Origin of the sequence: Streptomyces ferrugineus (assembly GCF_015160855.1) — a bacterium.
GTDB classification, from domain to species: domain Bacteria; phylum Actinomycetota; class Actinomycetes; order Streptomycetales; family Streptomycetaceae; genus Streptomyces; species Streptomyces ferrugineus.
On the sequence record NZ_CP063373.1, the window covers coordinates 6,831,932 to 6,855,448 of the forward strand.

General features: G+C 71.3%; 21 protein-coding genes. 8 read left to right on the forward strand and 13 right to left on the reverse strand.

The features are described 5' to 3' along the window. Positions 1–69: 69 nt before the first annotated feature. The 8 genes from IM697_RS30695 to IM697_RS30730 all read left to right on the forward strand — a co-directional run bounded on the left by IM697_RS30695 (position 70) and on the right by IM697_RS30730 (position 9,363). A complete protein-coding gene (locus tag IM697_RS30695) occupies positions 70–1,179 on the forward strand; it encodes an alanine racemase (RefSeq protein ID WP_194039341.1) in 1,110 nt (369 codons plus the stop codon). Positions 1,180–1,252: 73 nt separating this feature from the next. Next, on the forward strand, positions 1,253–1,987 hold the full coding sequence (locus IM697_RS30700; protein ID WP_194039342.1) for an SDR family NAD(P)-dependent oxidoreductase: 735 nt from the start codon (positions 1,253–1,255) through the stop codon (positions 1,985–1,987). Between the two features lie 224 nt (positions 1,988–2,211). Next, positions 2,212–3,315 carry an ABC transporter substrate-binding protein gene (locus IM697_RS30705; protein ID WP_194039343.1) on the forward strand — a complete coding sequence of 368 codons (1,104 nt, stop codon included), beginning with the start codon at positions 2,212–2,214 and terminating at the stop codon, positions 3,313–3,315. Then, complete coding sequence (locus tag IM697_RS30710; RefSeq protein ID WP_194039344.1) at positions 3,308–4,447, forward strand: ABC transporter ATP-binding protein; 1,140 nt, start codon at positions 3,308–3,310, stop codon at positions 4,445–4,447. Before IM697_RS30705 ends, IM697_RS30710 begins: the two co-directional genes overlap by 8 nt. Before the next feature lie 3 nt (positions 4,448–4,450). Continuing rightward, the gene (locus tag IM697_RS30715) at positions 4,451–5,332 is read left to right on the forward strand and encodes an ABC transporter permease (protein WP_194039345.1); all 882 of its coding nucleotides are present in this window, start codon (positions 4,451–4,453) and stop codon (positions 5,330–5,332) included. Beyond that, positions 5,329–6,195, forward strand: coding sequence for an ABC transporter permease (locus IM697_RS30720; protein ID WP_194039346.1), 867 nt, complete (start codon positions 5,329–5,331; stop codon positions 6,193–6,195). The genes IM697_RS30715 and IM697_RS30720 overlap by 4 nt, the downstream gene beginning before the upstream one ends. A 63-nt stretch (positions 6,196–6,258) precedes the next feature. Further along, entirely contained in the window at positions 6,259–7,743 is a 1,485-nt protein-coding gene (locus IM697_RS30725) for an NAD-dependent succinate-semialdehyde dehydrogenase (protein ID WP_194039347.1), read from the forward strand. Positions 7,744–8,079: 336 nt separating this feature from the next. Beyond that, complete coding sequence (locus IM697_RS30730) at positions 8,080–9,363, forward strand: NAD(P)/FAD-dependent oxidoreductase (protein WP_194039348.1); 1,284 nt, start codon at positions 8,080–8,082, stop codon at positions 9,361–9,363. Positions 9,364–9,559: 196 nt separating this feature from the next. On the opposite strand, the gene IM697_RS30735 is transcribed toward IM697_RS30730, so the two are convergent. The 13 genes from IM697_RS30735 to IM697_RS30795 all read right to left on the reverse strand — a co-directional run bounded on the left by IM697_RS30735 (position 9,560) and on the right by IM697_RS30795 (position 23,513). Then, positions 9,560–10,369: an SAM-dependent methyltransferase gene (locus IM697_RS30735; RefSeq protein ID WP_228044240.1), complete on the reverse strand. Its 810-nt coding sequence runs from the start codon at positions 10,367–10,369 to the stop codon at positions 9,560–9,562. Between the two features lie 285 nt (positions 10,370–10,654). Then, complete coding sequence (gene fabG / locus IM697_RS30740) at positions 10,655–11,383, reverse strand: 3-oxoacyl-ACP reductase FabG (protein ID WP_194039350.1); 729 nt, start codon at positions 11,381–11,383, stop codon at positions 10,655–10,657. Between the two features lies 1 nt (position 11,384). Continuing rightward, positions 11,385–12,998, reverse strand: a complete 1,614-nt coding sequence (locus IM697_RS30745) for an MFS transporter (RefSeq protein ID WP_194039351.1) — start codon at positions 12,996–12,998, stop codon at positions 11,385–11,387. Further along, a complete protein-coding gene (locus IM697_RS30750; RefSeq protein ID WP_194039352.1) occupies positions 12,995–14,449 on the reverse strand; it encodes a nitrosuccinate lyase in 1,455 nt (484 codons plus the stop codon). Before IM697_RS30750 ends, IM697_RS30745 begins: the two co-directional genes overlap by 4 nt. Further along, a complete protein-coding gene (locus tag IM697_RS30755; protein ID WP_194039353.1) occupies positions 14,446–16,362 on the reverse strand; it encodes an FAD/NAD(P)-binding protein in 1,917 nt (638 codons plus the stop codon). Before IM697_RS30755 ends, IM697_RS30750 begins: the two co-directional genes overlap by 4 nt. Continuing rightward, on the reverse strand, positions 16,359–17,273 hold the full coding sequence (locus IM697_RS30760; RefSeq protein ID WP_194039354.1) for an NAD-dependent epimerase/dehydratase family protein: 915 nt from the start codon (positions 17,271–17,273) through the stop codon (positions 16,359–16,361). The genes IM697_RS30755 and IM697_RS30760 overlap by 4 nt, the downstream gene beginning before the upstream one ends. A 3-nt stretch (positions 17,274–17,276) precedes the next feature. Continuing rightward, a complete protein-coding gene (locus IM697_RS30765) occupies positions 17,277–17,834 on the reverse strand; it encodes a hypothetical protein (RefSeq protein WP_194039355.1) in 558 nt (185 codons plus the stop codon). Then, positions 17,831–19,495, reverse strand: a complete 1,665-nt coding sequence (locus IM697_RS30770) for a class I adenylate-forming enzyme family protein (RefSeq protein ID WP_194039356.1) — start codon at positions 19,493–19,495, stop codon at positions 17,831–17,833. The genes IM697_RS30765 and IM697_RS30770 overlap by 4 nt, the downstream gene beginning before the upstream one ends. Further along, a complete protein-coding gene (locus IM697_RS30775) occupies positions 19,482–20,276 on the reverse strand; it encodes a beta-ketoacyl-[acyl-carrier-protein] synthase family protein (RefSeq protein WP_194049954.1) in 795 nt (264 codons plus the stop codon). The genes IM697_RS30770 and IM697_RS30775 overlap by 14 nt, the downstream gene beginning before the upstream one ends. Positions 20,277–20,281: 5 nt before the next feature. Further along, positions 20,282–21,463 carry a beta-ketoacyl-[acyl-carrier-protein] synthase family protein gene (locus tag IM697_RS30780; protein WP_194039357.1) on the reverse strand — a complete coding sequence of 394 codons (1,182 nt, stop codon included), beginning with the start codon at positions 21,461–21,463 and terminating at the stop codon, positions 20,282–20,284. Further along, positions 21,453–21,716, reverse strand: a complete 264-nt coding sequence (locus tag IM697_RS30785; protein ID WP_194039358.1) for an acyl carrier protein — start codon at positions 21,714–21,716, stop codon at positions 21,453–21,455. Before IM697_RS30785 ends, IM697_RS30780 begins: the two co-directional genes overlap by 11 nt. Further along, positions 21,713–21,988: an acyl carrier protein gene (locus tag IM697_RS30790; RefSeq protein ID WP_194039359.1), complete on the reverse strand. Its 276-nt coding sequence runs from the start codon at positions 21,986–21,988 to the stop codon at positions 21,713–21,715. Before IM697_RS30790 ends, IM697_RS30785 begins: the two co-directional genes overlap by 4 nt. A gap of 94 nt (positions 21,989–22,082) precedes the next feature. Then, positions 22,083–23,513, reverse strand: coding sequence for a class I adenylate-forming enzyme family protein (locus IM697_RS30795; protein WP_194039360.1), 1,431 nt, complete (start codon positions 23,511–23,513; stop codon positions 22,083–22,085). Positions 23,514–23,517: the final 4 nt, after the last annotated feature.

Consider the following 23,517-nt stretch of genomic DNA (forward strand, 5'->3'; position numbering starts at 1 on the left):
GTTCGGCATCTGGGGAAGTCAGCCCCGCGCCCCTCGATCATTCCCAGGCAGAACCACAAGGAGGGCAGTGTGAACCGGCTCCAACGAGCACTCGACGCTCTGGTCGAGCGGGTCGACACCCCCGCGCCGATCGTGCTGGTCGACGTCATGCAAGGCAACATCGACCGCATGCAGGGCTTCGCCGCCCAGCACAACCTCGACGTCAGGCCGCACGTCAAGACGCACAAGTGCGTGGAGATCGGACGACGCCAGATCGAGGCCGGCGCGGTCGGAATCACCGCGGGGAACGTCGGTGAGGCCGAGGTCTTCGCCGCGGCCGGATTCGACGACATCTTCCTCGCCTACCCGATCTGGCCCGCGGGAACGAAAGGGGCCCGGATCCGCCGACTCGCCGAGTCCGCCCGGCTGCGGGTCGGCGTCGACAACGCCGCGGCGATCGAGGCCCTCGCCGACGCGATGGGAGACGAACCGGACCGGCTGCAGGTCGTGATCGAGGTCGACTGCGGCGCCCGTCGTTCCGGGGCGCCGCCCGAGGCCGCGGGCGACCTCGCGCTCGCCGCCCGCAAACGCGGTCTGGTGCCGGTGGGCGTCTTCACCTATCCCGGTCACGGCAGCGCCGGTCGCGACGCTCGCCGGCGCGCCGCGCAGGACCAGGAGGCCGCGCTCACCACCGCGGTACGCAGCCTGGAGGGCGTCGGGATCACGGCAGAGGTGGTCAGTGCGGGCTCCACGCCCACCGTCGAGTTCACCACCAGCAGCGCCGTGATCACCGAGATCCGTCCCGGCGAGTACGTCTTCGGCGATCTGAACAACGTCCGGCTGGGCGCCTGTACGGACGACCAGATCGCACTGTTCGTCGCCGGCACCGTGGTCAGCGACTGGGTCCCCGACCAGGTCATTCTCGATGTGGGCAGCAAAGCCCTCAGCCGCGAAGGCAGCCCCGAGCTCGGCTACGGCGGCATCGCCGGCACGAAGGCGGTCCTGGCCAAGCTCAACGAGTACCACGGATTCCTCCCGCTGCCGGTCGGCGACTTCCGCCCCAGCGTCGGCGGCGTGGTGCCGGTGGTGCCGAACCACGTATGCCCGGTCGTCCTCAATTTCGAGGAGCTGATCGTCACCGACAGCACGGGCACGTCGCTGCGGCGATGGCCGGTCGACGCCCGCGGATTCCTCAACTGACCGGCCGCGGGGACGAGATGTCCGTAGCAGAGCCCGCAACCCGACCGACCTCCCCCGCAAAGGAATGCCTGACATGAGACTCAAGAACCTCGCGGCCCTGGTGACCGGCGCCAGCAGTGGCATCGGTCAGGCGGTGAGTGCCCACTTCCGCCGCGAGGGCGCGCGGCTGCTGCTCACCGGCCGCAAGGAGCGACTCGACACCGCCCGGCCCGACGACCTGTACGTCCCCGGGGACCTCAATGACGAGGCGTTCGTCGAGCACCTGGCCAAGCAGGCCGCCGAGTCCCTCGGCACCGTCGACGTCGTCGTCCTCAACCACGGCCTGCAGGCCAGCAGTCCGCTCACCGAGATGCCGTACGACGACGCGAAGAACGTGCTCGACAGCAACCTGCTCAGCGCGTTCCTGGTGATGAAGCACTTCGCGCCGCTGATGCCCGAGACAGGAGGCTCGTTCGTCTGCGTCAGTTCACGGCTCGGCATGGTCGGCAAGCCCGGTGAAGTCCTGTACTCCGCCGCCAAGGGAGGCCTCATCATGCTCGCCAAGGGAGCGGCGATCGAATGGGCGCCGCGCAACATCCGCGTCAACGTCGTCGCTCCAGGTCTGACCGCCACCCCGACCATCGAAGCATCGTTCCGGCGCAGCTCCGACCCCGAGGCCTACCGCCGCGAGCGCGAGACCCAGATCCCGCTCCAGCGCCTCGCCACTCCCGAAGAGGTCGCCGACGCGGTCCTCTTCTTCGCATCAGCGGAGTCGTCGTACGTGACCGGATCGGTCCTCCCCGTCGACGGCGGGTACACCGCTTTCTGAACACCCTGCTGGGCATCGCCCCCAGCATGGGGCTGCGCCACCCACAGTGCGCCCCTGCCGAGGACCGCATCCGCGCTACCCCGGCCACACCGACGCCACCGCGACACATCGCGCTGAGGACCACCGCCACCCTGCTGGTCACCGCCCTGCACCATCCCACCCCCACCCGCGAGGTAATTCCCCGCACAGCTTCTCCCGTACGTCCTTGGACAGGGAGTATTGCCATGAGTGATTCCATGATCGGCCGGAGAGCGCTCCTGCGTGGAGCGGGCGGCCTGGCCGCCTTTGCCGCTCTTCCCTCTCTCGCCGCCTGTGGCACCGGTACCAGCCGGTCCGGCGCCGGCAGCGGTGGCAAGGGCGGGAAGACGGTGGTCGTCCGTGACAGCGGCGGTTCCTATGGTGCGGCTCTGCAGAAGGCGATCTACACGCCGTTCACGCAGGAGACCGGTATCCAGGTGAAGGTGCTGAACCTGGACGACGCTCCGCTGCTGGCGCAGATCAAGCAGGGCCGGCCGCAGTGTGACCTCATCAACAACTCGATGACGTCTCACCACAAGTACGTGGCCCAGGACGCGCTGGAGGCGCTGGACCTCGACCGGGTCAAGAGCGTGAAGAGCGCGAAGCTCCCCGACAACCAGATCACCGACCATGCCATCGGCAGCAGCTTCTACGGCGCCTGTATGGCATACCGCACGGATGCGTTCGGCGGTAAGAAGCCGGAGTCATGGGCGGACTTCTGGGACACCGGGGCGTTCCAGGGCGGCCGTTCGATGTGCAACCCGGACGGTGATCTGCCGGAGCTGGAGTTCGCGCTGCTGGCCGACGGTGTCCCGATGGACAAGCTGTATCCGCTGGATGTGGACCGCGCGTTCAAGGTGCTGACCCGGCTGCGGGGTGACATCAAGAAGTTCTGGGACAGCGGCCCGCTCCCCGGCGTTCTGCTCAGCCGCGAGGAGGTGACGATGTCCACCGTGTGGGACGGTCGTATCGCCGATCTGCAGAAGCAGGGCGTTCCGGTCACCAGGCAGCTCAACGGTATGCGCCGGCAGTTCCAGGGCTATGCCATCGCCAAGGGCGCGGCCAATGTGGACGCCGCCTACCAGCTGATGGACTTCTCGCTGCGTGCGGAGAGCCAGGCCGCTCTGGCGAAGGCCTTCCCCTCGAACCCGGCCTCCCCGCTGGCTTACGAGAAGCTCACCGAGGAGGAGCGCGACGCGCTGGCGGGTGCGCCCAAGTACTACGACAAGGGCTTTGACGCGGATATCGACTGGTGGCTGAAGAACGAATCGGCCGTCACCAAGCGCTGGCTGGAGTGGGCTCGTGGCTGAATTCGGTATCGCCGCACCGTCGGTGAAGATGTCCGGCGCCACGCCGGCCGCCGGGAGCGGCAAGTCGCTGTCGGTGGTGGCTCTGCGCAAGACGTACGGGGATGTCGTCGCGGTCGACGAGGCGTCGATGGAGATCGCGGCCGGGGAGTTCGTCACCTTCCTCGGCGCCTCCGGGTCGGGCAAGACCACGACGTTGATGATGATCGCCGGGTTCTGCGAGCCGGACTCCGGCACCATCACCGTCGGGGGCCGCGATGTGACGCGGCTGGCGCCGCAGAAGCGGGGCCTGGGTTTCGTGTTCCAGCAGTACCTGCTGTTCCCGCACATGACGGTCGCCGAGAACGTCGCCTTCCCGCTCACCCTGCGCGGGGTGCCGAAGGACGAGATCCGGCGCCGGGTGGGGGAGACGCTGGAGATCGCCGGCCTGTCCGGGTTCGGCGGGCGTAAGCCGCGTGAGCTGTCGGGTGGTCAGCAGCAGCGGGTGGCGTTGTGCCGGGCGCTGGTCTACCGCCCGCCGGTCATCCTGATGGACGAACCGCTGGGCGCGCTGGACAAGAAGCTGCGTGACCAGCTCCAGGTCGAGATCAAGACCATCCAGCAGGAACTGGGCCTGACCGTCATCTACGTGACGCACGATCAGGAAGAAGCGCTGGTGATGTCGGACCGGATCGCGGTGATGCGCAACGGCCTGATCGAGCAGTTCGACACCCCGAGGGAGCTGTTCGAACGGCCCAAGACCCCGTTCGTCGCGGACTTCCTCGGCGCGGCCAACTTCCTTGACGGCCGCATCGAGAAACAGGACGGCGAGCACACCCTGGTCCGCCTCGATGCCAGTGGCGGTCTGATCAAGGCGCGGCGTCACGATCTGGCTTCCAACACCCCGGTCAAGGTTGCCGTGCAGCCGGGCCGGCTGCGGGCCTGCGCCAGTGATGACGGGTTCTGTTCCGGCACCGTCGAGAGCGCCACCTACGTGGGCACGCTGGTCCGCGCCGGCGTACGCATCGACGGCGGCCAGGCGCCGCTGCTGCGACTGGAGGTCCCGGCCGGCCGGGGCCCGGTAGCCGGCGAGCGGGTCGGGATCACCGCCGATGCCGAGGACGTCAACCTCTTCCCCAGCGAACAGGCAGGGTGAGCCATGGCCGCCACCCTCACCGCGGGGGCTCCTGCCCGTCCGCGCAAGCTCCTCGCCTCACGCAGGACCCGGGTCGGGATCCTGTACGCGCTGCCGGTCGTCGTCTACCTGCTGGTGCTGTTCGTCTACCCGATCTTCAGCACCCTGTTCCTCAGCCTGAGGAACGCCGACGGGTCGCTGACGCTGCACTGGTACGCCGACGCCCTGACCGGCGTCAACCTCTCCGTTCTGATCACCACGCTGCGGATCTCCGCCGAGACGGCGCTGTTGAGCCTCGTCTTCGGGTTCCTCCTGGCCAACGCCATCTCCCGGCTCAAGCCCCTCCTGGCCGGACTGGCCATGCTGGTCGTCGTCGTTCCGCACTTCGTCAGCGCCCTGGTGCGCACCTACGGCTGGATCATCATGCTCGGCGACAAGGGCCTGGTGAACGAGTCGATACCGGGCGGGCCGTACCAACTGCTCTACAACGAGCTCGGCGTGGTCATCGGCACCACCTCCATGATGCTGCCCTATACGGTGCTGCTGCTGTACGGCGTGATGCGCGGCGTGGACCGCCGCCTGCTCGCCGCCGCGTCCAGCATGGGCGCGGGCCGCGTGACCATCTTCCGCCGCATCTACCTGCCGCTGGTCGCCCCCGGCCTGGCCAGCGCCGGACTGCTCAGCTTCATCCTCTCCCTGGGCTACTACATCACCCCCGCCCTGATGGGCGGACCCAACCAGACGATGATCGCCACCCTCATCAACCAGCAGGTCACGAAAGAGAACCAGTGGAACGGGGCCGCCGCCCAGGGCGTCATCCTGCTGGTCCTCACCCTGGCCGGACTGCTCCTGGTCAAGGCCGTCACCTCCCTGGGCGCCAGCCGCAAGAAGAGGAGCGCCACATGATGGAACTGCGCAAGACCCTCACCGGACGCATCGCCCTCACCGCCGTCGCCACCATCATCCTGCTGTTTTTGGCGCTGCCGATCGTCGTCATCCTCGTCACCTCCTTCAGCAACAACGCCTTCGCCGCCTTCCCACCCGAGGCATGGACACTGAACTGGTACAAGGCCCTGTTCGCCGACGGCAGCAAATGGCCCGCCGCACTCTCCCTGAGCGCACTCGTCGCCGCCCTGAGCACCGTCTTCTCCCTCATCATCGGCGTGACCGCCGCGACCGCCCTGACCCGCAGCGAACTCCCCCTGCGCTCCGCGGTCTTCGCCCTGGTCCTCGGACCACTGCTCATCCCCCAGATCGTCACCGCACTCGGCCTGTTCCTGCTCTTCGAACCCGCCGCGATGCTGGGCAGCCCCATCGCCATCGCCCTCGGCCACACCGTGCTCGCCGCACCGATCGCCGTCCTCATCCTGATCGCGACCCTGCGCGGCATCGACGAACGCCTCGAAGACGCCGCCGCCAGCATGGGCGCCGGCCGCCTCACCATCGCCCGGAAGATCACCTTCCCCCTCGCCGCACCCGGCATGATCGCCGCCGCGATCTTCTCCTTCATCACCAGCTTCGACGAGTTCTACATCGCCCAGTTCCTCTCCTCCGTCGACACCGTCACCCTGCCCGTACGCGTCTACAACTCCCTCACCTTCGAAATCGACCCCAGCGTCACCGCCGTCAGCGCACTCCTGACCGCCTTCGCCATCCTCGCCCTCGGCCTCGTCGCCCTCGTCCGCTGGATCGGCTCCGGACGACAGCAATCCCTGCTCTCCGTCGAGAACACCGTCGGCGTCGCCAACCCCGGAGGCGACGCCGTATGACGACCACCCACCGATCGTGCTCTCTCAACACACCATCCTGCGATCAGCGAAAGAGCCACGCGCATGACTGACACGCTCACGGCTCCCTCAGGGGAGTCGGCAGTCCTCGAATCCGTCCCCCGTGGCTTCCTCGCCCACGACTGGCAGCCCGCCACCGGCGGTCGCACCTTCGAGGTGCGCAACCCCGCCACCGAAGAAATCATCGCCACCGTCGCCGACTGCGGCGCACAGGACGCCTTGAGTGCACTGGACGCGGCGGCCGCGGCCGCCGACCGGTGGGCCTTCACCAGCCCGCGGGACCGCGCGCGAGTCCTGCACCGGCTCACCGACGCCCTGATCGAACACCGTGAGCGTCTGGCCCGGATCATCACCCTGGAGATCGGCAAGACGATCACCGAAGCCCGGGGGGAGGTCGACTACGCCGCGGCCTATTTCCGCTGGTACGCCGAGGAGGCGGTCCGCCCTCACGCGCGCAGCACTCCCTCCCCGGACGGCAGGAGTCACATCGTCACCGTCGCCGAACCGGTCGGGCCCTGTCTGCTGATCACTCCTTGGAACGTTCCGCTGGCCATGGCTGCCCGCAAGGCCGCCGCTGCCCTGGCCGCAGGCTGCACCGCCGTGCTCAAGCCGGCCGCGCTCACCCCGCTGTCCTCCCTGGTACTGGGCGAGCTGGCGCGTGAGGCCGGCGCGCCCGCGGGTGTCCTGACCGTGATCACCAGCTGCGACGCGGCGGCGGTCACCACGGCTCTGCTGGCCGACCCCCGGCTGCGCAAGCTTTCCTTCACCGGGTCCACCCCGGTCGGCCGACTGCTGCTGCAGCAGAGCGGTGCCCGGGTACTGCGCACCTCGATGGAGCTGGGCGGCAACGCGCCGTTCCTGGTCTTCGACGACGCCGACCTCGACCTCGCCGTCCGCGAAGCGATGATCGCGAAGATGCGGCTGGGCGGCCAGTCCTGCGTCGGCGCCAACCGATTCCTGGTCCAGGAGCCGATCGCCGACGCGTTCGCCGCCGCCCTGGCCGAACGGATGGCCGCCATTCGGGTGGGTCCCCCGGACCTGGAGGACACCGACCTCGGCCCGCTGGCCGACCACCGTGCGGTGAACAAGGTCCGCCACCTCGTCGAGGACGCCGTGGCCCGCGGTGCCGTTGTCATCGCCGAGGCGGACATCCCCGACGGGCCGGGCCACTACGCCGCCCCGACTGTGCTGGACCACGTCCCCGCCGACGCCGCGATCATGCACGAGGAAGTCTTCGGCCCCGTCGCCGCCATCCACCGGTTCTCCACGGAGGCCGAGGCCATAGCGGTGGCCAACGACACCGAGCACGGCCTCGCGTCGTACCTGATGACGTCACACCTCGACCGCGCCCGCCGGGTCGCCGCCCGTCTGCAGGCCGGAATGGTCGGCATCAACCGCGGCTTGGTCTCCGAGGTCGCGGCACCCTTCGGCGGGATCAAGCAGTCCGGCTTGGGCCGCGAAGGCGGACCCGAGGGCCTCCACGAGTACCAGCAGCTCAAGTACTTGTCCCTGCCCGGCTTTCACACCTGAGCGAGCCGGACGGAAGCGTCCTGCGTTTCGGCAGCATCCGCCGGCCGCAAGAACGGACCTGCTCGCATCCTGCCGATGCTCTGCGTCGGCCAGACCGGGGCCCCACCTCTCCGTGACCTTCGAACACACCGCAAGGCAGGGGGCGTCGAGCGGCCGCACGCCATCCACACGGCACAGCCCGGATGATCGTCGACTCCGGATCAGGCGGCGCCCAGCACTGCGGCTACGACCGCATGACGACCAGTTGCCCGACATGACGGGCCCGCCGGCTCCGCTCGGCTGCCGACCGCACGCGACCCGGCCACACAGGACAGAGAACACGACAGGACGTACGCCATGAAGCAGATCCCCTACTGGCTGGACACAGCCCCCGCCCTGCCCGACCGTTCCGGAAAGGACCTGCCCGACGAGGCGGACGTGGTGGTGATCGGCGGCGGCCTCACCGGACTGTCCACCGCCTACCACTCCGCCCGAAAGGGCGCCCGGGTCGTCCTCGTCGAGAAGGACAAGGTCGGCTCGGGCGCCTCCGGGCGCAACGGCAGCATGTGCACCCAGGGCATCACCATCAGCCCTGCCGAGGCGCGCAAGCGCTACGGCCAGGAGCGCGCACTGGAGCTGTACGACGCCTTCCGCGACGCGGTCGACGTCGTCGAGGACCTCACGCGGACGGAACAGATCGACTGCGACTTCCACCGCGCCGGACGCCTCGCCGTCGCCGCCAAGTCTCGGCACTTCGCGGCAATGCGGGCCAAACAGCGTGACCTGGCCGAGAACTTCGGCCACGAGACACAGCTCCTCACGCGCGGCGAACTGAAGTCGGAGCTCAGCTCGGACCACTACCACGGCGCCCTGCTCGACCCGGACAGCGCCGCCCTCCACGTCGGCAAGTACGTCCACGGCCTGGCGGACGCCGCCGAGCGAGCCGGCGCCGAGATCCACGAACGCAACGCCGCCACCGGCCTCACCCGCCTCCCCGGCGGCGGCTTCCTGGTGGAGACCCTGCACGGCACCATCCGCGCCAAGCAGGTCATGGCGGCCACCGACGCCTACACCGACAAGTCACTCCCCTGGTTCCGCAAGCGGCTGATCAACGTCGGCAGCTTCATCATCGTCACCGAACCGCTCGGCGAGGCGCGTGCCAAGGAGCTGATCCCGAACGCCCGCCTGGTGGTCGACTCGAAGAACATCGGCCACTACGTCCGCCTCACCCCCGACCACCGTCTCGCCTTCGGCGGCCGGGCAGCCTTCACCCCCTCCAACCCGGCCTCGGACGCCAAGAGCGGAGAGATCCTGAAACGGGACATGCTCGCGAGCTTCCCGCAGCTGGCGGGGGTGCGCATCGACTACCTGTGGGGCGGCCGGGTCGGCTTCTCCTGGGACCGCATCCCGCACGCGGGCGAGGTCAACGGCCTGTACTACTCCATGGGTTACTGCGGCCATGGTGTCCAGATGGCCACCTACATGGGCCGCGCGGTCGCCGAGATGATGGACGGCAAGCCGGAGGCCAACCCCCTGCGCGGCCTCGGCTTCCCCAAGGTCCCCGTCCCCTTCTACAACGGCACCGCCTGGTTCCTGCCGTTCGGCGGCGCCTACTACCAGGCCAAGGACAAGCTGCGCTGAGCCGATGCCGACGACGGCGACACTGCGGGGCCGGTACGCGGTCACCGACCATGCCGAGGCCGTCGGTCGGGCGTTCGCGCAGGCGCACTGGTCCGCCGAGGCGGCGGCCCGGCATCTGGCCGGTTTCCAGGTGCGCGGCATCGCTGCGATCCGGGCGGTGGTGCGGCGGATATGCCTCTGCCGGAGGCGCACGGCGTCAGGGCTTTCGGGCGACACCTCCCAGGGCGATCACCTCTCCAGGAGAACGGCCGGGTTCGGGGCGCCACTCGTTGAGGGGTACGACTCCGGGTTCCAGCAGTTCCAGGCCGTCGAAGAAGCCGGCGAGCTGCTCGGGGCTGCGCAGGTGGTAGGGGGCCGCCCCGCTCTCGTTGTAGAGGCGGGTGGCCTCGGCGTTGGCCTGGTTGGTGTCGACGCTGTCGTTGAACGCGAAGTAGCTGCCGGACGGCAGGGCGCCCATCAGTGAGCCGATGATCGAGCGCGCCTGCTGGTAGTCGGCGATGTGTCCGCTGACCTGCATCATGGTGAGCGCGACCGGCTGGGTGAAGTCCAGCGTCCGGGACGCTTCCCGCAGGACGGTCTCCGGATCGTACAGGTCGGCGTCGACGTAGTCGGTGACCCCCTCGGGCGTGCTGGTCAGCAGCGCGTGGGCGTGGGCCAGGACCAGGGGGTCGTTGTCGATATAGACGATGCGCGCCTCGGGGTTTATTCGCTGGGCGATCTCGTGGGTGTTGTCGGCTGTGGGCAGGCCGGTGCCGATGTCGAGGAACTGGCGTATCCCGGCCTCTTTGGCCAGGTGCCCCACGGCGCGGCCGAGGAAGGCCCGCGAGTCACGGGCAAGATCGGTGATGCCGGGGAAGATCTGACGGAAGGCATCGCCCGCCTCCTCGTCGACGGGGTAGTTGTCCTTACCGCCGAGCCAGTAGTTCCAGATCCGGGCCGAGTGCGGCACCGCAGAATCGATCTTCGAAAACGCTGCGGTGTCGGCCGCGGACGGGTCCTGCGACACGGGCAACCTCCTTAGAACAAACCGTCGTTGACCTTCAACAGCACACCGTAGAACCATCGACCCGGGTTTGGGGAGCGCCTTCGTGCCGCCGGGATGATCCGGACCCCGGCCGCGGCCAACAGGGCCCTACGCCATGATCTGCGTGCCGTTCCGTCTCGAGCCCTCTGCCTGCTCAGCCGCTACGACGGCCGCCGCCTCGGCGAGTATCGCGGCTGCCCGCACACCGAACACCGTCCTCAGCGGAGAGTCGCAATCGTCCGATCGGTTCGGGTGAGGCACCGCGCTTCAGTGGCCCAGTCCGGCGCCGCCGTCGACCGGGATCACGGCGCCGCGCACATAGCCGGCACGGGCCAGGAACTCCACCGCGTCCGCGACTTCGTCGGGGTGGGCAGGGCGGCCCGCCGGGGTGTTGCTGAGCAGGTGCTGCCGCTGTTCCTCGGTGAGGGCTCGGCTCATGTCCGTCTCGGTCAGGCCGGGAGCCACCACGTTGCAGGTGATGTCGCGGGGGCCGAGTTCGTGGGTCAGCGATCGGGCGAACCCGACCAGTCCCGCCTTCGCCGCCGCGTAGTTGGTCTGGCCGGCGGCGCCGTGCAGTGCCGCCGTGGAGGAGACCAGCACGATACGGCCGTGACCCCGCGCGAGCATCCCGCGCACCGCGCGGCGGGCGACCCGGAAGGCCCCCGTGAGGTTGGTGTCGATGACGGAGGTGAAGTCCTCCTCGCTCATCCGCACGAGCAGCCGGTCGTGGGTGACACCGGCGTTCGCGACCAGGACGGTGACCGGACCGTGGGCGGTTTCCGCCTCCTTGAAGGCCTGGTCCACCTGCTGTCCGTCCGTCACGTCGCACCGTACGGCGAGGAGGTTCTCGTCGGTGGGCGGCCTGTCACCGCGAAAGGTCACCGCGACCCGGTCTCCCGCCGCCGCGAAGCGGCGGGCTATGGCCAGCCCGATCCCCCTGTTCCCTCCGGTCACGAAGACCGACCGAGCCTCGTCCCGTTCTCCGGTTCCCGCCATGTCAGTCCTTCCTCCCCAGTCCTGTCCTGCCTTGTTCTCTCTTGCCTTGTTCTCCCAAGCCCTGTTCTCTCTTGCTCTCGGCGCCTTGTGTGCGCAGCCCCACGACGGCTACGACAAACCCGGCGAAGGCCAGTACGGCGGTCCAGAACGTGGCCGCGTACATCGCGTCCAGGAAGGCGCGGTCGGCCGCGGCCGCCAGCTCCGGCAGTCGCAGTGAACCGGCCAGCGAGCGGGCGCTCTCGGCCGAGGTGCGGGCCTGCGCCGCCGTGTCCGCCGACAGTCCCTGCGGACCGACGGGCAGGACGGTGTCCGCCATGCGGTCCCGGTAGACGGCGGAGAGGATCGAGCCCGTCATCGCCACCCCGAGCGTGCCGCCGACCTGCCGCGTGACGCTGTTGACGGCCGACCCGGCGCCCGCGAGCCGCGGCGGCACCCCGCGCATCATCACGGCCGTGACCGGTGTGCCGACCAGACCCATGCCGAAGCCCTGCACCCACAGCAGGGCGGCGACGACGGTGATGGGGGTCCGTCCGTCGAACCACAGATAGCCGGCGTACGTGGCCGCCGTGGCCAGGACGCCGGCCGCGATCGTCCAGCGGGCCGATAACAGTCTGCTCATCGCCGGGGACGCCTGGCTGCCCAGGACGATGCCGACCGCGGCGGCGACCATGACCGTTCCGGCCTCGGCGGGGGAGAGTCCGCGGGGTCCCTGGAGGTAGAAGGCCGCGTAGAACAGATGCCCGGCCAGCGCCATGAACGCGATCAGCAGCACCACGCTCCCGGCCGTGAACCCGGGTTGCCGGAAGAGCCGCAGGTCCAGGCTGGGCGCCGGGGATCTGCGCTGACCGGCGACGAAGGCGGCCAGCAGGGCGCCGCCCAGGAGGAGCGGCAGGAGGACGTGTGCGCCGTACCAGGTTCGGCCGTTGCCGAGTTCGATGACGCCGTAGACCACACCGCCGAGGCCGAGCACCGACAGGGCGAGGCCGGGCAGGTCGAGCACCCTGCGCCCGGGACCCTTCAGCGCGGGCACCACGGCCGCCACCCCGGCCAGACACAGGGCCACGATCGGCACGTTGGCCAGGAACACCGAACCCCACCAGAAGTGGTCGAGCAGCATCCCGCCCACGACCGGACCGACCGCCACCCCGAGGCCGCTGGACGAGCTCCAGATCGCGATGGCCCGGGTGCGTTTCTCCTCCGGGGTGCTCTGCACGATGACCGACAGGGTCGCGGGCATCAGCAGCGCACTGCCCGCGCCCATGAAGGCCCGCGCCACGATCAGCCAGGCCGGGCTCGGGGCGAAGGCGCCGGCGGCGGAGGCGGCGCCGAACAGGGCCAGACCGGCGAGGAGGGTGGCTCGGGGGCCGAAGCGGTCCGCGAGCGCGCCGCCCGCGAAGAGGGCGCCGGCGAAGACCAGGGTGTAGGCGCTCGCCACCCACTCCAGTTCGGCGGGGGTCGCGCCCAGGCCTTCGGCCGGGTCGGCCAGCGTGGAGACCGCGACGTTGAGGATCGAGGTGTCCAGCCAGATCAGCATCTGGGCGCAGACGACGACCAGGAGGACGGGCCAGGAGCGGGTGGGTGACGCCCGTTTCTCGGTCCTGCTTGCGGTGGTCATCGCATGCCTTCCTCGTCAGGGGTGACGCCCGGGTCGCCGTACCTGCGCAGCGCCCGGTCGACGAGCGCGTCGGCCGCGCCCGTGTAGCCGGTCGGGTCGAGGAGTTCCGCCAGGCGGGCGGGGGTGAACCGGGCCGACAGTTCGGGGTGCTCGGACAGCAACTCGGCGAGCGGGCGCCCGGTGTCCGCCGCCTCGGCCGTGGCGGCGGACAGCAGTGTCTTCGCCCGTGCCTTGCCGAGTGCCGGGGCGAGCGCCACCGTCAGCCGCTCGGTGACGAGGGCGCCGCCGGTCAGTTCGAGGTTGGCGAGCATCCGCTCCGGACGGACGACCAGTCCCTCCGCAAGCTCCACGGCGGTGTGCGCGGCGCCGCCCGCGAGCCGTAGCGCCTCCCGGAGCGGCTGCCATTCGGCGTGCCACGCCCCGGCGGGCCGCTCGTCCTCGGCGAGCATGCACTGGGCCAGGACGAGGGCATGCGCGGGGACCTGACGGGCGGCCGACACGATCAGGGTGGCGAGCACGGGGTTGCGCTTCTGCGGCATCGCCGACGAGGCCCCGCGCCCGGCCGCCGCGGGCTCGGACAGCTCGCCGATCTCGGTGCGGGACAGCGTCTGCACATCGAGTGCGAACTTCCCGAGCGCCCCGGTGACCAGCTGGAGCACCGCCCCCAGGTCGGCGACGGGGGTGCGCGCCGTGTGCCACGGGATCACCGGCTCGGCCAGCCCGAGCGCCCGCGCGAACGGCCGGAGCAACTCCGTACCGTCCTCGCCCGTCCCGCTCTCGCCCTGCCCGCCCTTGCCCCGCCCACCGTCCAGTACCGCGTACTCCCCGTACGCGGCGAGCGTGCCGGCCGCGCCGCCGAGCTGGGCCGGGAGCGTGGACGCGACGGCCCGTACCCGCGTCAGGGCGTCGGCGACCAGCTGGAGCCAGCCCGCCGCCTTGAGTCCGAGGGTGGTGGGCACCGCGTGCTGGGCCAGGGTGCGCCCGGCCAGCACGGTGTGGCGATGGGTGTCGGCCAGCGCGGCGAGGGCGGCGCGGACGCGTTCCAGGTCCGCGGCGATCAGGCCGAGCACCCGGCGGGCGACCAGCATGGCCGCCGAGTCGAGGATGTCCTGGCTGGTCGATCCGCGGTGTACGTACTCGGCGGCGGCCGGGTCCTTGGCGGCGACCAGCTCGGTGAACGCGGTGACCAGCGCGACCACCGGGTTGGCTGTGGCCCGGGCCGCGCGGGCGAGGGCGATCAGGTCCAGCCGGTCGGCGCGGGCCGCCGAGGCGATCGCCGCCACCGCGGCGGCGGGCGTGCGCCCGACGGCGTACTGGGCACGGGCCAGCGCCACCTCCGCGTCGAGCATGGCCTGCAGCCAGGCCTCGTCGGTCACCTCGGCAGCCGCCGGAGTGTCCGCCCAGGTGGGGGCGAGCAGGCCGGCGTCGGTGCCCACGGACAGCGCGTTCACGCTCGTCGACTCCCTGTCTCGGATATCTGATGTGACGTCAAAACATCGGAACAAGCTGGGACTTCGGCCTCCGGAAACCCCAGAGCCGCCCGTGCGATCGCGTCCGAGTCCTCCAGCGTCACCGAGCCGACGCCGGGTCTGACACCCACCGCCGTCACCCAGCGCACCCCCTCCGTCGGCACCCCGAAGGCGAACCGGCGCGGATGCGCCCTGCCCGCCGCGTCCACCAGCCGGGGCGGGCCGTCGGTCACGGCCAGCCCGCCCTGCCGGTACGGGACACAGTCACCGGCCGAGAGGAGCGACCGCAGCAGGGGGTTGGCGGTGCGCCGCAGCTCGGTGCCGGGCAGCCGTGCCTCGATCAGCGCGCGGACCGGCACCGGCGGCTCGGACACCGCCTCCGCGTCCACGAGGAACCCGCCCGCGCGCGCCGAGGGCCGTACGCGCATCCCCGGCCCGACGATGTGCAGCACCCCCGCTTCGATCAGCGCGATCAGCTGCTCGATCCGGAAGGCCGGCGGGCCGATCGAGGTGAAGGCGTTCAACGGCGTGTACCAGCCGTCCAGTTCGGCACGGTAGGACGTGTCACGGACGCCGCCGTGGTCGACCACCAGCCGGATCTCGTTGCGCAGGTCCCGCAGGGCGTCCAGCGCGGTCTTCAGCGGCCCGTCCACATTGCCGAGGCGGGCCTCGGCGACATCCCGCCGCAGGTACTCCAGCAGCCAGTGCCGGAAGTCGTCGCGGTCGGCGAAGGCGCGCTCGCCGTACGGGCGCTCGACGCGCCGCCAGTCCCACCGCTCGCCGGCCGGCACCGCGTACCGGTCGAGCAGGGCCGCCTCGGGACACCGGCCGGCGAGAGCGGAGCGTACGAACTCCTCGGCGGCCGGGGCTCCGTGGGCCGCGCGGATCCACGCCTCGTAATAGACCGTCCGGACCTCACGGTCGATCAGCGGCCAGATGTCGCGGCGAAAGCGCACGGGCCGCCGCCGCAGTCCGGCGATCACCTCCGGGGTCAGAAAGCGGGGGTGGTGACGGCCGAGCGCGCCCTTCTGGTTCTCGCCCCGCGAGTGGTACGGCACTCCGCGCCGCGAACCGGCGTACAGCACCGGCTCGTTGCCGCTCGGGAGGTACACCGGACCGTGCTCGCTCTCCTTGAACGTGCCGCCGCGGCCCTCGGTGAGCAGCGCCAGATGGTCGAAGAAGGTCAGCCCCAGGCCGCGCAGGGCGACCGGTGTGCCCGGCGCGATCCCGGTCAGGTCGACGTCGGCCGGGCCGGCGGGCCCCACGTAGGTCAGACCGTGCCGGTCCGCGAAGCCGGCCAGCGTGCGTTCCTCCTGGCCGGGGAGCTGCTCCGCGTGGCCAAGCGCCAGTACCACCGCGTCCATCCCGGCCCGCCGTCCGCCGTTCGCCAGCGTCACCGTCTGCCTTCCGTCGGGGGTGTCGTCCAGCGCGACCGCGGTCGACCGGTGCGTGTGAACCGTCACCTCCTCGGGCGCGGTGTGTAAGAGATGCCGGAACACCCACTCCAGGTAGTGGCCGTGGAACGCCCGGGTCGGATAGGAGTCCGGGCCGAGCCGCCGTGCCTCCTCCAGGACGTGGAGCGGGTGGCCCTCGGTGTCCCGCTCGATCATGCGCGCCCATGCGTACAGGCTGGGCCCGGGCACCGACGGGCCCGCGCAGTCCACGCTGTCGTCGGTGAACAGGGTCACCTGGGAGGCGACCGTGTTCATCAGCAGCTCGCCCGGCTGGCCGGTGCGCCACACCGCGCCCGGACCGGGCGGGTAGGGGTCGACGAGGTGCACCGCGACCGGCCGGGCGGTGCCCGCTGCGTTGGCGCAGATCCGCTCCAGGACGGACAGGCCGCGCGGACCGGCGCCGATCACACAGATGGCGAGGGCGTCGACGGGGCCGCTCACTCCTTGCCCAGCCCGTCCCGCCAACTCGGGTGCAGCGGCTTGAAGCCCAGTGCCGTACGGGCCCGGTCGTTCGCCGCCCCGCGTGCCGTGGTCAGCTGATGGGCCATGAACCAGCCCAGCAGCCGGGGCGCGAGCGCCGCCGGGACGGTGCGCGGGGGCGGGGCGCCGAGCGCGCGGGCGTAGTGCGGGAGCCACTGGGCGGCCGGGGTCGGTTCGTCGTCGGTCGCGTGGAAGACGCCGGTCGCCGTCGACTCGACGGCCGCCACCGCGGCCCCCACGGCGTCGTCCACGTGCAGGAACGACGTGACTCCGGCGCCGCCTTCCGGCAGCGGCAACTTCCCGCCCAGCACCCGCTGTCCGGTCCCGCCGTCCCGGGCGTACGCGGTGCCGGGGCCGTACAGCGTGCCGTACCGCAGCACCACCCCCGCGAGGTCGCTGCCCGTAACGAGCCGCTCCAGCTCGGCGACGGCCCGTACGGTGGCGGCCCAGCCGGGGTCCGAGGCGTCCACGTACAGCCGCGCGTCCTCGTCGAGGACCGGCGGCCCTTCCGGCGCGGCGGCGAAGGCGATGGACTGGGCTATCAGCCGCCGTGCGCCGGCCGCGCGGGCCGCCTCGGCCAGATTGGCGGTGCCCTCCGTGCGCAGCCGCGCGGTCTGCGCGAAGGCCGCCGGAGGGTCGTCGCGCAGCAGCCGCAACGCCGACAGTTGGTGGACGACCACCTCGGGCCGGGCGGCGGACACCGCCGACAGCACGGCCTCGCGGTCGAGGGCGTCGGCGACCACTACCCGGTCCGCCTCGGGCGCCCGCGAGGCGTCCCGCACCAGTGCGCTCACCTCGTGGCCCCGCGCCCGCAACGCGCCCACCAGGGGATGTCCGACCACGCCGGTGGCCCCGGCGACCAGCACGCGCATGCGTCAGCCCTCCCCATCGTCGGAGACCGGCGCGGCGACCCGCATCAGCAGACGGCACGCCTTGTCGCCGTCCCGCAGGCAGCTCTCGGCCCTGTTCTCCGTGAGGGTCACGCCGAGGCCCTCCGACCAGCCCGCGTGGATGTCCGTGCACGGGCAGCGGTAGCCCTCCAGCGAGCCGGCCATCCGCACCATGGTGACGGCGAAGCTCCGCTTCAGCGTGAGCACGATCAGGTCGTCGTCCTCGATCTCGGTGGAGGCGTTGCGCAGCTCCGGCGGGAACATCCGGTCACCGCAGTCGTCGTAGCGGCGGCGCAGTTCCTCCAGGTCCTTGCGGGTGTCACCGGTATCCGGGAGCGGACCGGAGAGGCGGCCGACGCGCTGTGCGACGTGCAGGGCGATCTTGCGCAGCGCCTCGGCGTTGATCTCGTTCGCGACCTCCTGCCCGAACCGCGCGGCCACCCCCTGGTACCAGTTGGCGTCGTGCTGCCACCACAGCCGGTACGCCTCGCCCGCTCGGGCGCGGTGGTTGACGCCGTCGCCGCCGGTCGTGTTCGTGCTCATGCGTGCTGCTCCTTGGCGGCGAACCTGTCGCGCATCACTCGTTTCAGAACCTTGCCGGTGGCGCCCTTGGCCACGTCGTCGGGCTTCATCCGCAGGGCCCGGTGCACCGGGGGGAATCCGGCGGTCGTCAGCACCGCGTTGACGCGCCCGGTCCACACCTCGTCGTCGGCAGCGTCTTGGTCGACGACCTGGAGCAGCGCGTACGCCTCGGCCTCTCCGTCGCCGTCCCAGTCCGCCCGTACGCCGTCCGGGGCGACCCCGACGACCGTGCAGTCGGCCAGCTCGGGCAGCTCGGCGAGCAGGAGTTCCTCGGTGCGGGTGCTGAAGACGATGCCGCCCGGGGTGCGGATGGCGTCCGGCGCCCGGTCAAGGTGGTAGAAGTTGCCGTCCTCGTCCTGGTGGGCGAGGTCTCCGGTGAGCCAGTAGCCGCCGAGCCGCATCCGGTTCCAGGTCAGCGAGTCGTTCCAGTAACCGGGCGTGAGTGTCGGGGACTTGAGGCCGAGGCGGCCGATCTGCCCCGGCGGCAGCGGGATGCCGTCCTCCGAGAGCACGGCGGCCTCGGCGAAGCTGATCGGCTTGCCGATGCAGCGCGAGTAGGCGTCGGTGTCCTTGGTGTGCCGGTTGTGGAAGACGGAGTAGCCGGCCTCCGACGAGCCGAGCCCGTCCACGAAGACCGAACCGTCCACGCGGACGCGGCGCAGGTCCCGGCCGATCTTCAGGTGGCTGCCGTGCTCCACCAGGGCGCGGATGTGCGCCTCGTGCGCCGCGTCCCCGGTGTTGAACCACACCTGCACACTGGACAGGTCACGCCTGGTCAGGTCCTCGGCGGCCATCTCGCCGAACGTCCCGGCGAAGGCCAGCACGGTGGTCGGCCGGAACTCCTCGACCGCGTCGAGCACGTCGGCGCCGCGCTGGCTGGACAGGAGCTTGATGTCGGTGCGCAGCAGCAGGCAGTACAGCAGCGTCGCCACCATGGCGTTGTGCGCGCCCGGCAGCCCCACCAGGGTGCGCTCCATGTCGGTCCCGGTGGAGTAGCGCAGCCGGTGCAGCTGCGCGTACATCAGGGTCCGGTGGGTGTGCGGTACGCCCTTGGGCATGCCGGTGGTGCCGGAGGAGTGCGAGATGAGCACCGGGTCGGTCGGGTCGTGCCGGTACGGGTACGGCGGCGGCAGCGACGCGCGGTGCTCCGGGCGGATGTCGGCGGCGGTGACGTGGAAGGCGAGCCCGGGCCCGGAATCCGCGAGCGCCGCCCGGTGCGCCTCGTCCGTGAACGCGCCGACCGCGCCCTGCCGGAGTACGTACGCGCGTGCCGTCTCCGGGGCGAGATTGCCGTTGACGTACGACGGGATCGCGCCGAGGGACGTCAGCGCCAGGAAGTTCACCGCGAACTCGGCGCTGGAGTAGGAGTGGATGGCGACCGGGTCGCGGGGCCGTACCCCGTGGGCGGCGTACCAGCCGGCGTAGGTCTCGACCGCCTCGTACAGCTCGCCGAGCGTCAGCGTCTCGGGGCGGCTGCCGTCGGGCGCCCGCCAGGTGCCGTCCGTGCGCAGTACGGGTTCGTCGAGCGGGCGGCCGTACGCCTTCAGGCGGTCCAGGACGTTGCCGGCGCCCAGTTCGGTGTCGGAGCAGATCCGTGCCCGCTCCTGCCTACTGATGAGCATGGGTCTCCGTCTCGTCGCTTGCGGTGAGGACAAACGCGGCGGGGCCGGGCAGGAGCAGGTTCCCGCCGTCCCGCAGCAGCCGTCGGTGGGCGGCGACCAGGTCGAACAGGCCCTGGATACCGCCAGGACGGTCAACGGCCCCGGCGTCGGGGCCGGGGGCCTCCGCCGACCGGACCGTCATCGGCGCCCCGGCCCCGGCACGGCCGAGCAGCACCGCGGCCGCCAGGCCTGCGGACGCGGGGAGGTCCGGCACCGGGCGGTCACTGTCGGCGGTCAGTTCCCGGTGCACGGCGGCCAGCCGCTCGCTGCCGCCCAACTCCACACCCAGCACCAGGACACGGTCCAGCTCCGGGTCCTCCAGCAGCAGATCCGCCATGGCCAGCAGCTCGGTCACCGGGTCGTCGAAGGAGGAGATGCTGAACATCTGCCCGGTGATCTGGAACTCCCGGCTGATGTGGCCCAGTACGGAGTTGGGCGTGGCCTGCATGAACAGCAGCGGGTTGTGCACCTTGCCGGAGACCATGCGACTGCTGGCCAGGTCGGCGGTGGTGGTGTCGCCCAGCAGACTGCCCAGCGCCACGGCGGTGCGGGAGCAGTCACCCGGCCGCTCGGTCAGGCACTGTCTGCTCACCTCGTACGCCAGCGGGCTGAACGCCGACTCCACGAAGCCGGGCAGCCTCGGCAGCGGGATGTCGTCGTCCCGGCCGGTGCCATGGGTGGCGGTGGCGGTGGCGAGAATGCCGAGGGGTGCGCGGAGCACGGTCTTCTGGCTCGTCGTCATCTTCGTCACGGCCGCTCCAGCACGAGTGCGGTGTTGGCGCCGCCGAACGCGGCGTTGACGGTGAGAGCCCGGCGCAGATCGGCCTGGCGTGGCCGGTTCGGCACGTAGTCGAGGTCGCACTCCGGGTCCGGCTCGGTGAACCCGGCGGTCGGCGGCAGTACGCCGTCCGTCAGGGCCAGCAGGGTGATCACGAACTCCACGACGCCCGCCGCCTCCAGGAGGTGGCCTGTGGTGCTCTTGGTGGAGCTGACCGGTATCGACTCGGCCCGGTCCGGGAAGGCGGCGCGCAGCCCGCGGGTCTCCGCCCCGTCGTTGTACTTGGTGCCGGTGCCATGGGCGTTGACGTAGTCGAGGACCGCCCCGTCCGGATCGCCCGCGAGCCGCATCGCCTGCAGCGCCGCCCGCGCCAGCCCCGCTCCCTGCGGGTGCGGTTGGGCGATGTGGTGGGCGTCCGTGGCCGCGCCCCAGCCCACCACCGACGCCAGCGGCCGGGCGCCCCGGCGCCGGGTGTGCTCGGCGGACTCCAGCACCACGACCGCCACCCCGTCGCCGAGCAGCAGCCCGCTGCGGTCCGCGCTGAACGGGCGCACCATGCCGTCCCGGGACAGTGCCCGCCCGGAGTCGAACTTCCCGAAGGTCTCCTCCTCCACCAGGTAACCGCCGGCGCAGATCGCCACGTCGGTCCGCCCGGAGGCGATCAGCCGACAGCCGTGGACGATCGCGGCGGCGGAGGCGACGCAGGCGTTGGTGAAGGTCAGCCGTGGTCCGCTCAACCGGAGCTGTGCGGCGAGCAGTTCGGCGAGCTGGGCGGGTACGGCGTCGGCGGCCCGCTCCACGGCCGCGTCCGCGCCGTCGGCCTCGGCGGCGTTGCGCCAGTACCGCGTGACGCTGGTGTGGTCGCCTGCCACGCCGAGCAGGACCGCTGCCTCCGTGCCCGGGCGCAGCCCCGCCATGTCGAGGGCCTGCGTACCGCACTCGGCGAGGGCGTGGCGCAGGGCCCAGTGCTCGACCGCGTCGGGGCCGTCGGGGGCGGCGGCGGCCATCGGCGTACGGTACGGGCCGGTGTCGAACCGGGTGGTGGGCGCGAAGGCGGGGACTCCCGCGAAGACCCCGCGCCGCAGGGCGTCGGCACCGGTGCCGAACGCGGTGCGTACCCCGAATCCGGTCACCGTGACCTCACTGCTCATCGCGCCCGCCCTCCTCGACGGCACGCAGGTACGCGGTGAGCCGCCGCAGTGAGGTGAGCCCGGAGATCTCCTCGTCGCTGGGCTCCACGACCAGGCCGTAGCGTTCCTCGACCACATGCAGGAGCCACACCAGCCCGAGTGAGTCCAGGACCAGTTCGGCGTCCTCGCCGAGATCGTCGGGCAGGCCCGGGAAGATGTTCCGGTCCGACAGCAGCTCCCGGACGGAGTCGGTGGTGAAGGTGGCCGTGCTCATGCCTTCGCACCGCGCCGGATCACCTCGGCAACGAGTCCGCCGAGGGTGAGGGAGGCCAGCGGCTCGATGTCGGTGTCCGGTATCTCCACGCCGAACCGTGACTCCAGCCGCAGCGTCAGTTCGATCAGGCTCAGTGAGTCCACCTCCAGCCCGTCGACGGTCATCGGGCTGTCGTCCGTGATGCCTTCGCGGCTCAGCAGGACGTTCATCTCGTCGATGACCGAGGTCAGGATGAACTCGCGGATCTCGTCTTCCAGGGTCGACGTACTCATGATCGATGTCTCCACGTGAAGGGTCGAAAAGGAGGGAAGGAAGAGAGGGAAGCAGGAGAGGGAAGCAGGGGTGTGGGAGTCAGTGGCGCGTGGGTCAGGAACCGCCGCCGGGCGCAGCCGCCTGCAGCACCGCTGCCTGGCGCAGCAGCTTCCCGTTGGACGTGCGGGGCAGGGACTCCAGCACCCGGATCACCCGCGGCAGCTTGTAGTCGGCCAGCCGCTCCCGGCACCAGCGCAGCAGCTCCTCGGCGGACGGCCGCTCGGCCCCGGCGGCCGGGGCGACGTACGCCTCGGTCACGCCTTCGTGGACCAGGACCGCCTGCTGAACCGCCGGATGCTCGCGGAGCACGTTCTCGACCTCCAGGAGGTCCACCTTGAGGCCGCCGATCACGACGAGGGAGTCCGCGCGGCCGTGCACCAGCACCGTCCCGGAGGCGTCCACCGTGGCGCGGTCGCGGGTGTGCAGCCAGCCGCCCGTGTACTGGGTGCCGCCGGAGTCGAAGAGGTACGGCGACTCGTCGAGGGCCACATCCAGTTCGCCCCGGTGTTCCCGTACGACCACTCCCGGTGCGGCCCGGCCGACCGCCGGCCGCAGGGTGCCGTGAGCGTCCATGGCGACCACACCGGTCTCCGTGGTGCCGTAGGACTCGCCGACGGCAAGCCCGTAGCGTTCCGCGAACCGCGCCGCGACCTGCGGGGGCATCAGCTCGCCGCCCGACACCGCGACCCTCAGCTCGGGCAGCGCGGGGGGATCACCGGCGGTGGCGAGGAGTTCGTAGTGCATCGGCACCCCGAACAGGGTGGTGACCCGGTGCTCCACCGCGGTCCGCAGGATGTCGCGGGCGGAGATCCGGGGGGCGAAGACCACGCAGACCCCGGCCGCGAGCGAGTGCAGCAGACCGGCGATCAGACCGAAGCTGTGCGCCGTCGAGCTGAGCAGCAGCAGCCGGTCGCCCGCGCCCGGCATGCCCGGAATACGGGTGAACCGGTCCACCTCGGCGGCGAGGGAACGGGCGGTTCTGCCGATCACCTTCGGCCGCCCGGTGGAGCCCGAGCTGAACTGGACCAGTCGGTGGCCGGTGCCGGCCGGGCGACCGCCGCCGACGCGCTCGGTGACGACCTCGTACTCGGACCGGAAACCGAACGTCGCCCGCGCGTTGGTGCCCGCGCTGACCATGAACTGCGGCCGGCAGGAGGCGCACAGTGCGCTGACCTCGGCCGGTTTGAGCCGGAAGTCGAAGAGCAGCACCTGGGCGCCGAGCCCCCACAGCGCGAGCAGCACCTCGACCTGAGTGAAGCTGGGCGGCGTCCGCAGGCCGACGGTGCTGCCCGCGCCGATGCCGTATCCGGCGAAGACCGCGGCCTGCTTGGCCACCCGGTCGCGCGACTCCGCTCGGGTGAGCGTCTCCTGGCGGTGGGTCAGGTAGGGCAGTTCGCCGTCGTGCGCGTCGAAGAGACTTCGGACGAGGGACCGCATGCCGTCGTCGTGCCCGTCCGGCGCGAGGCTCGCCGCGCGTTCGCCCATGCGG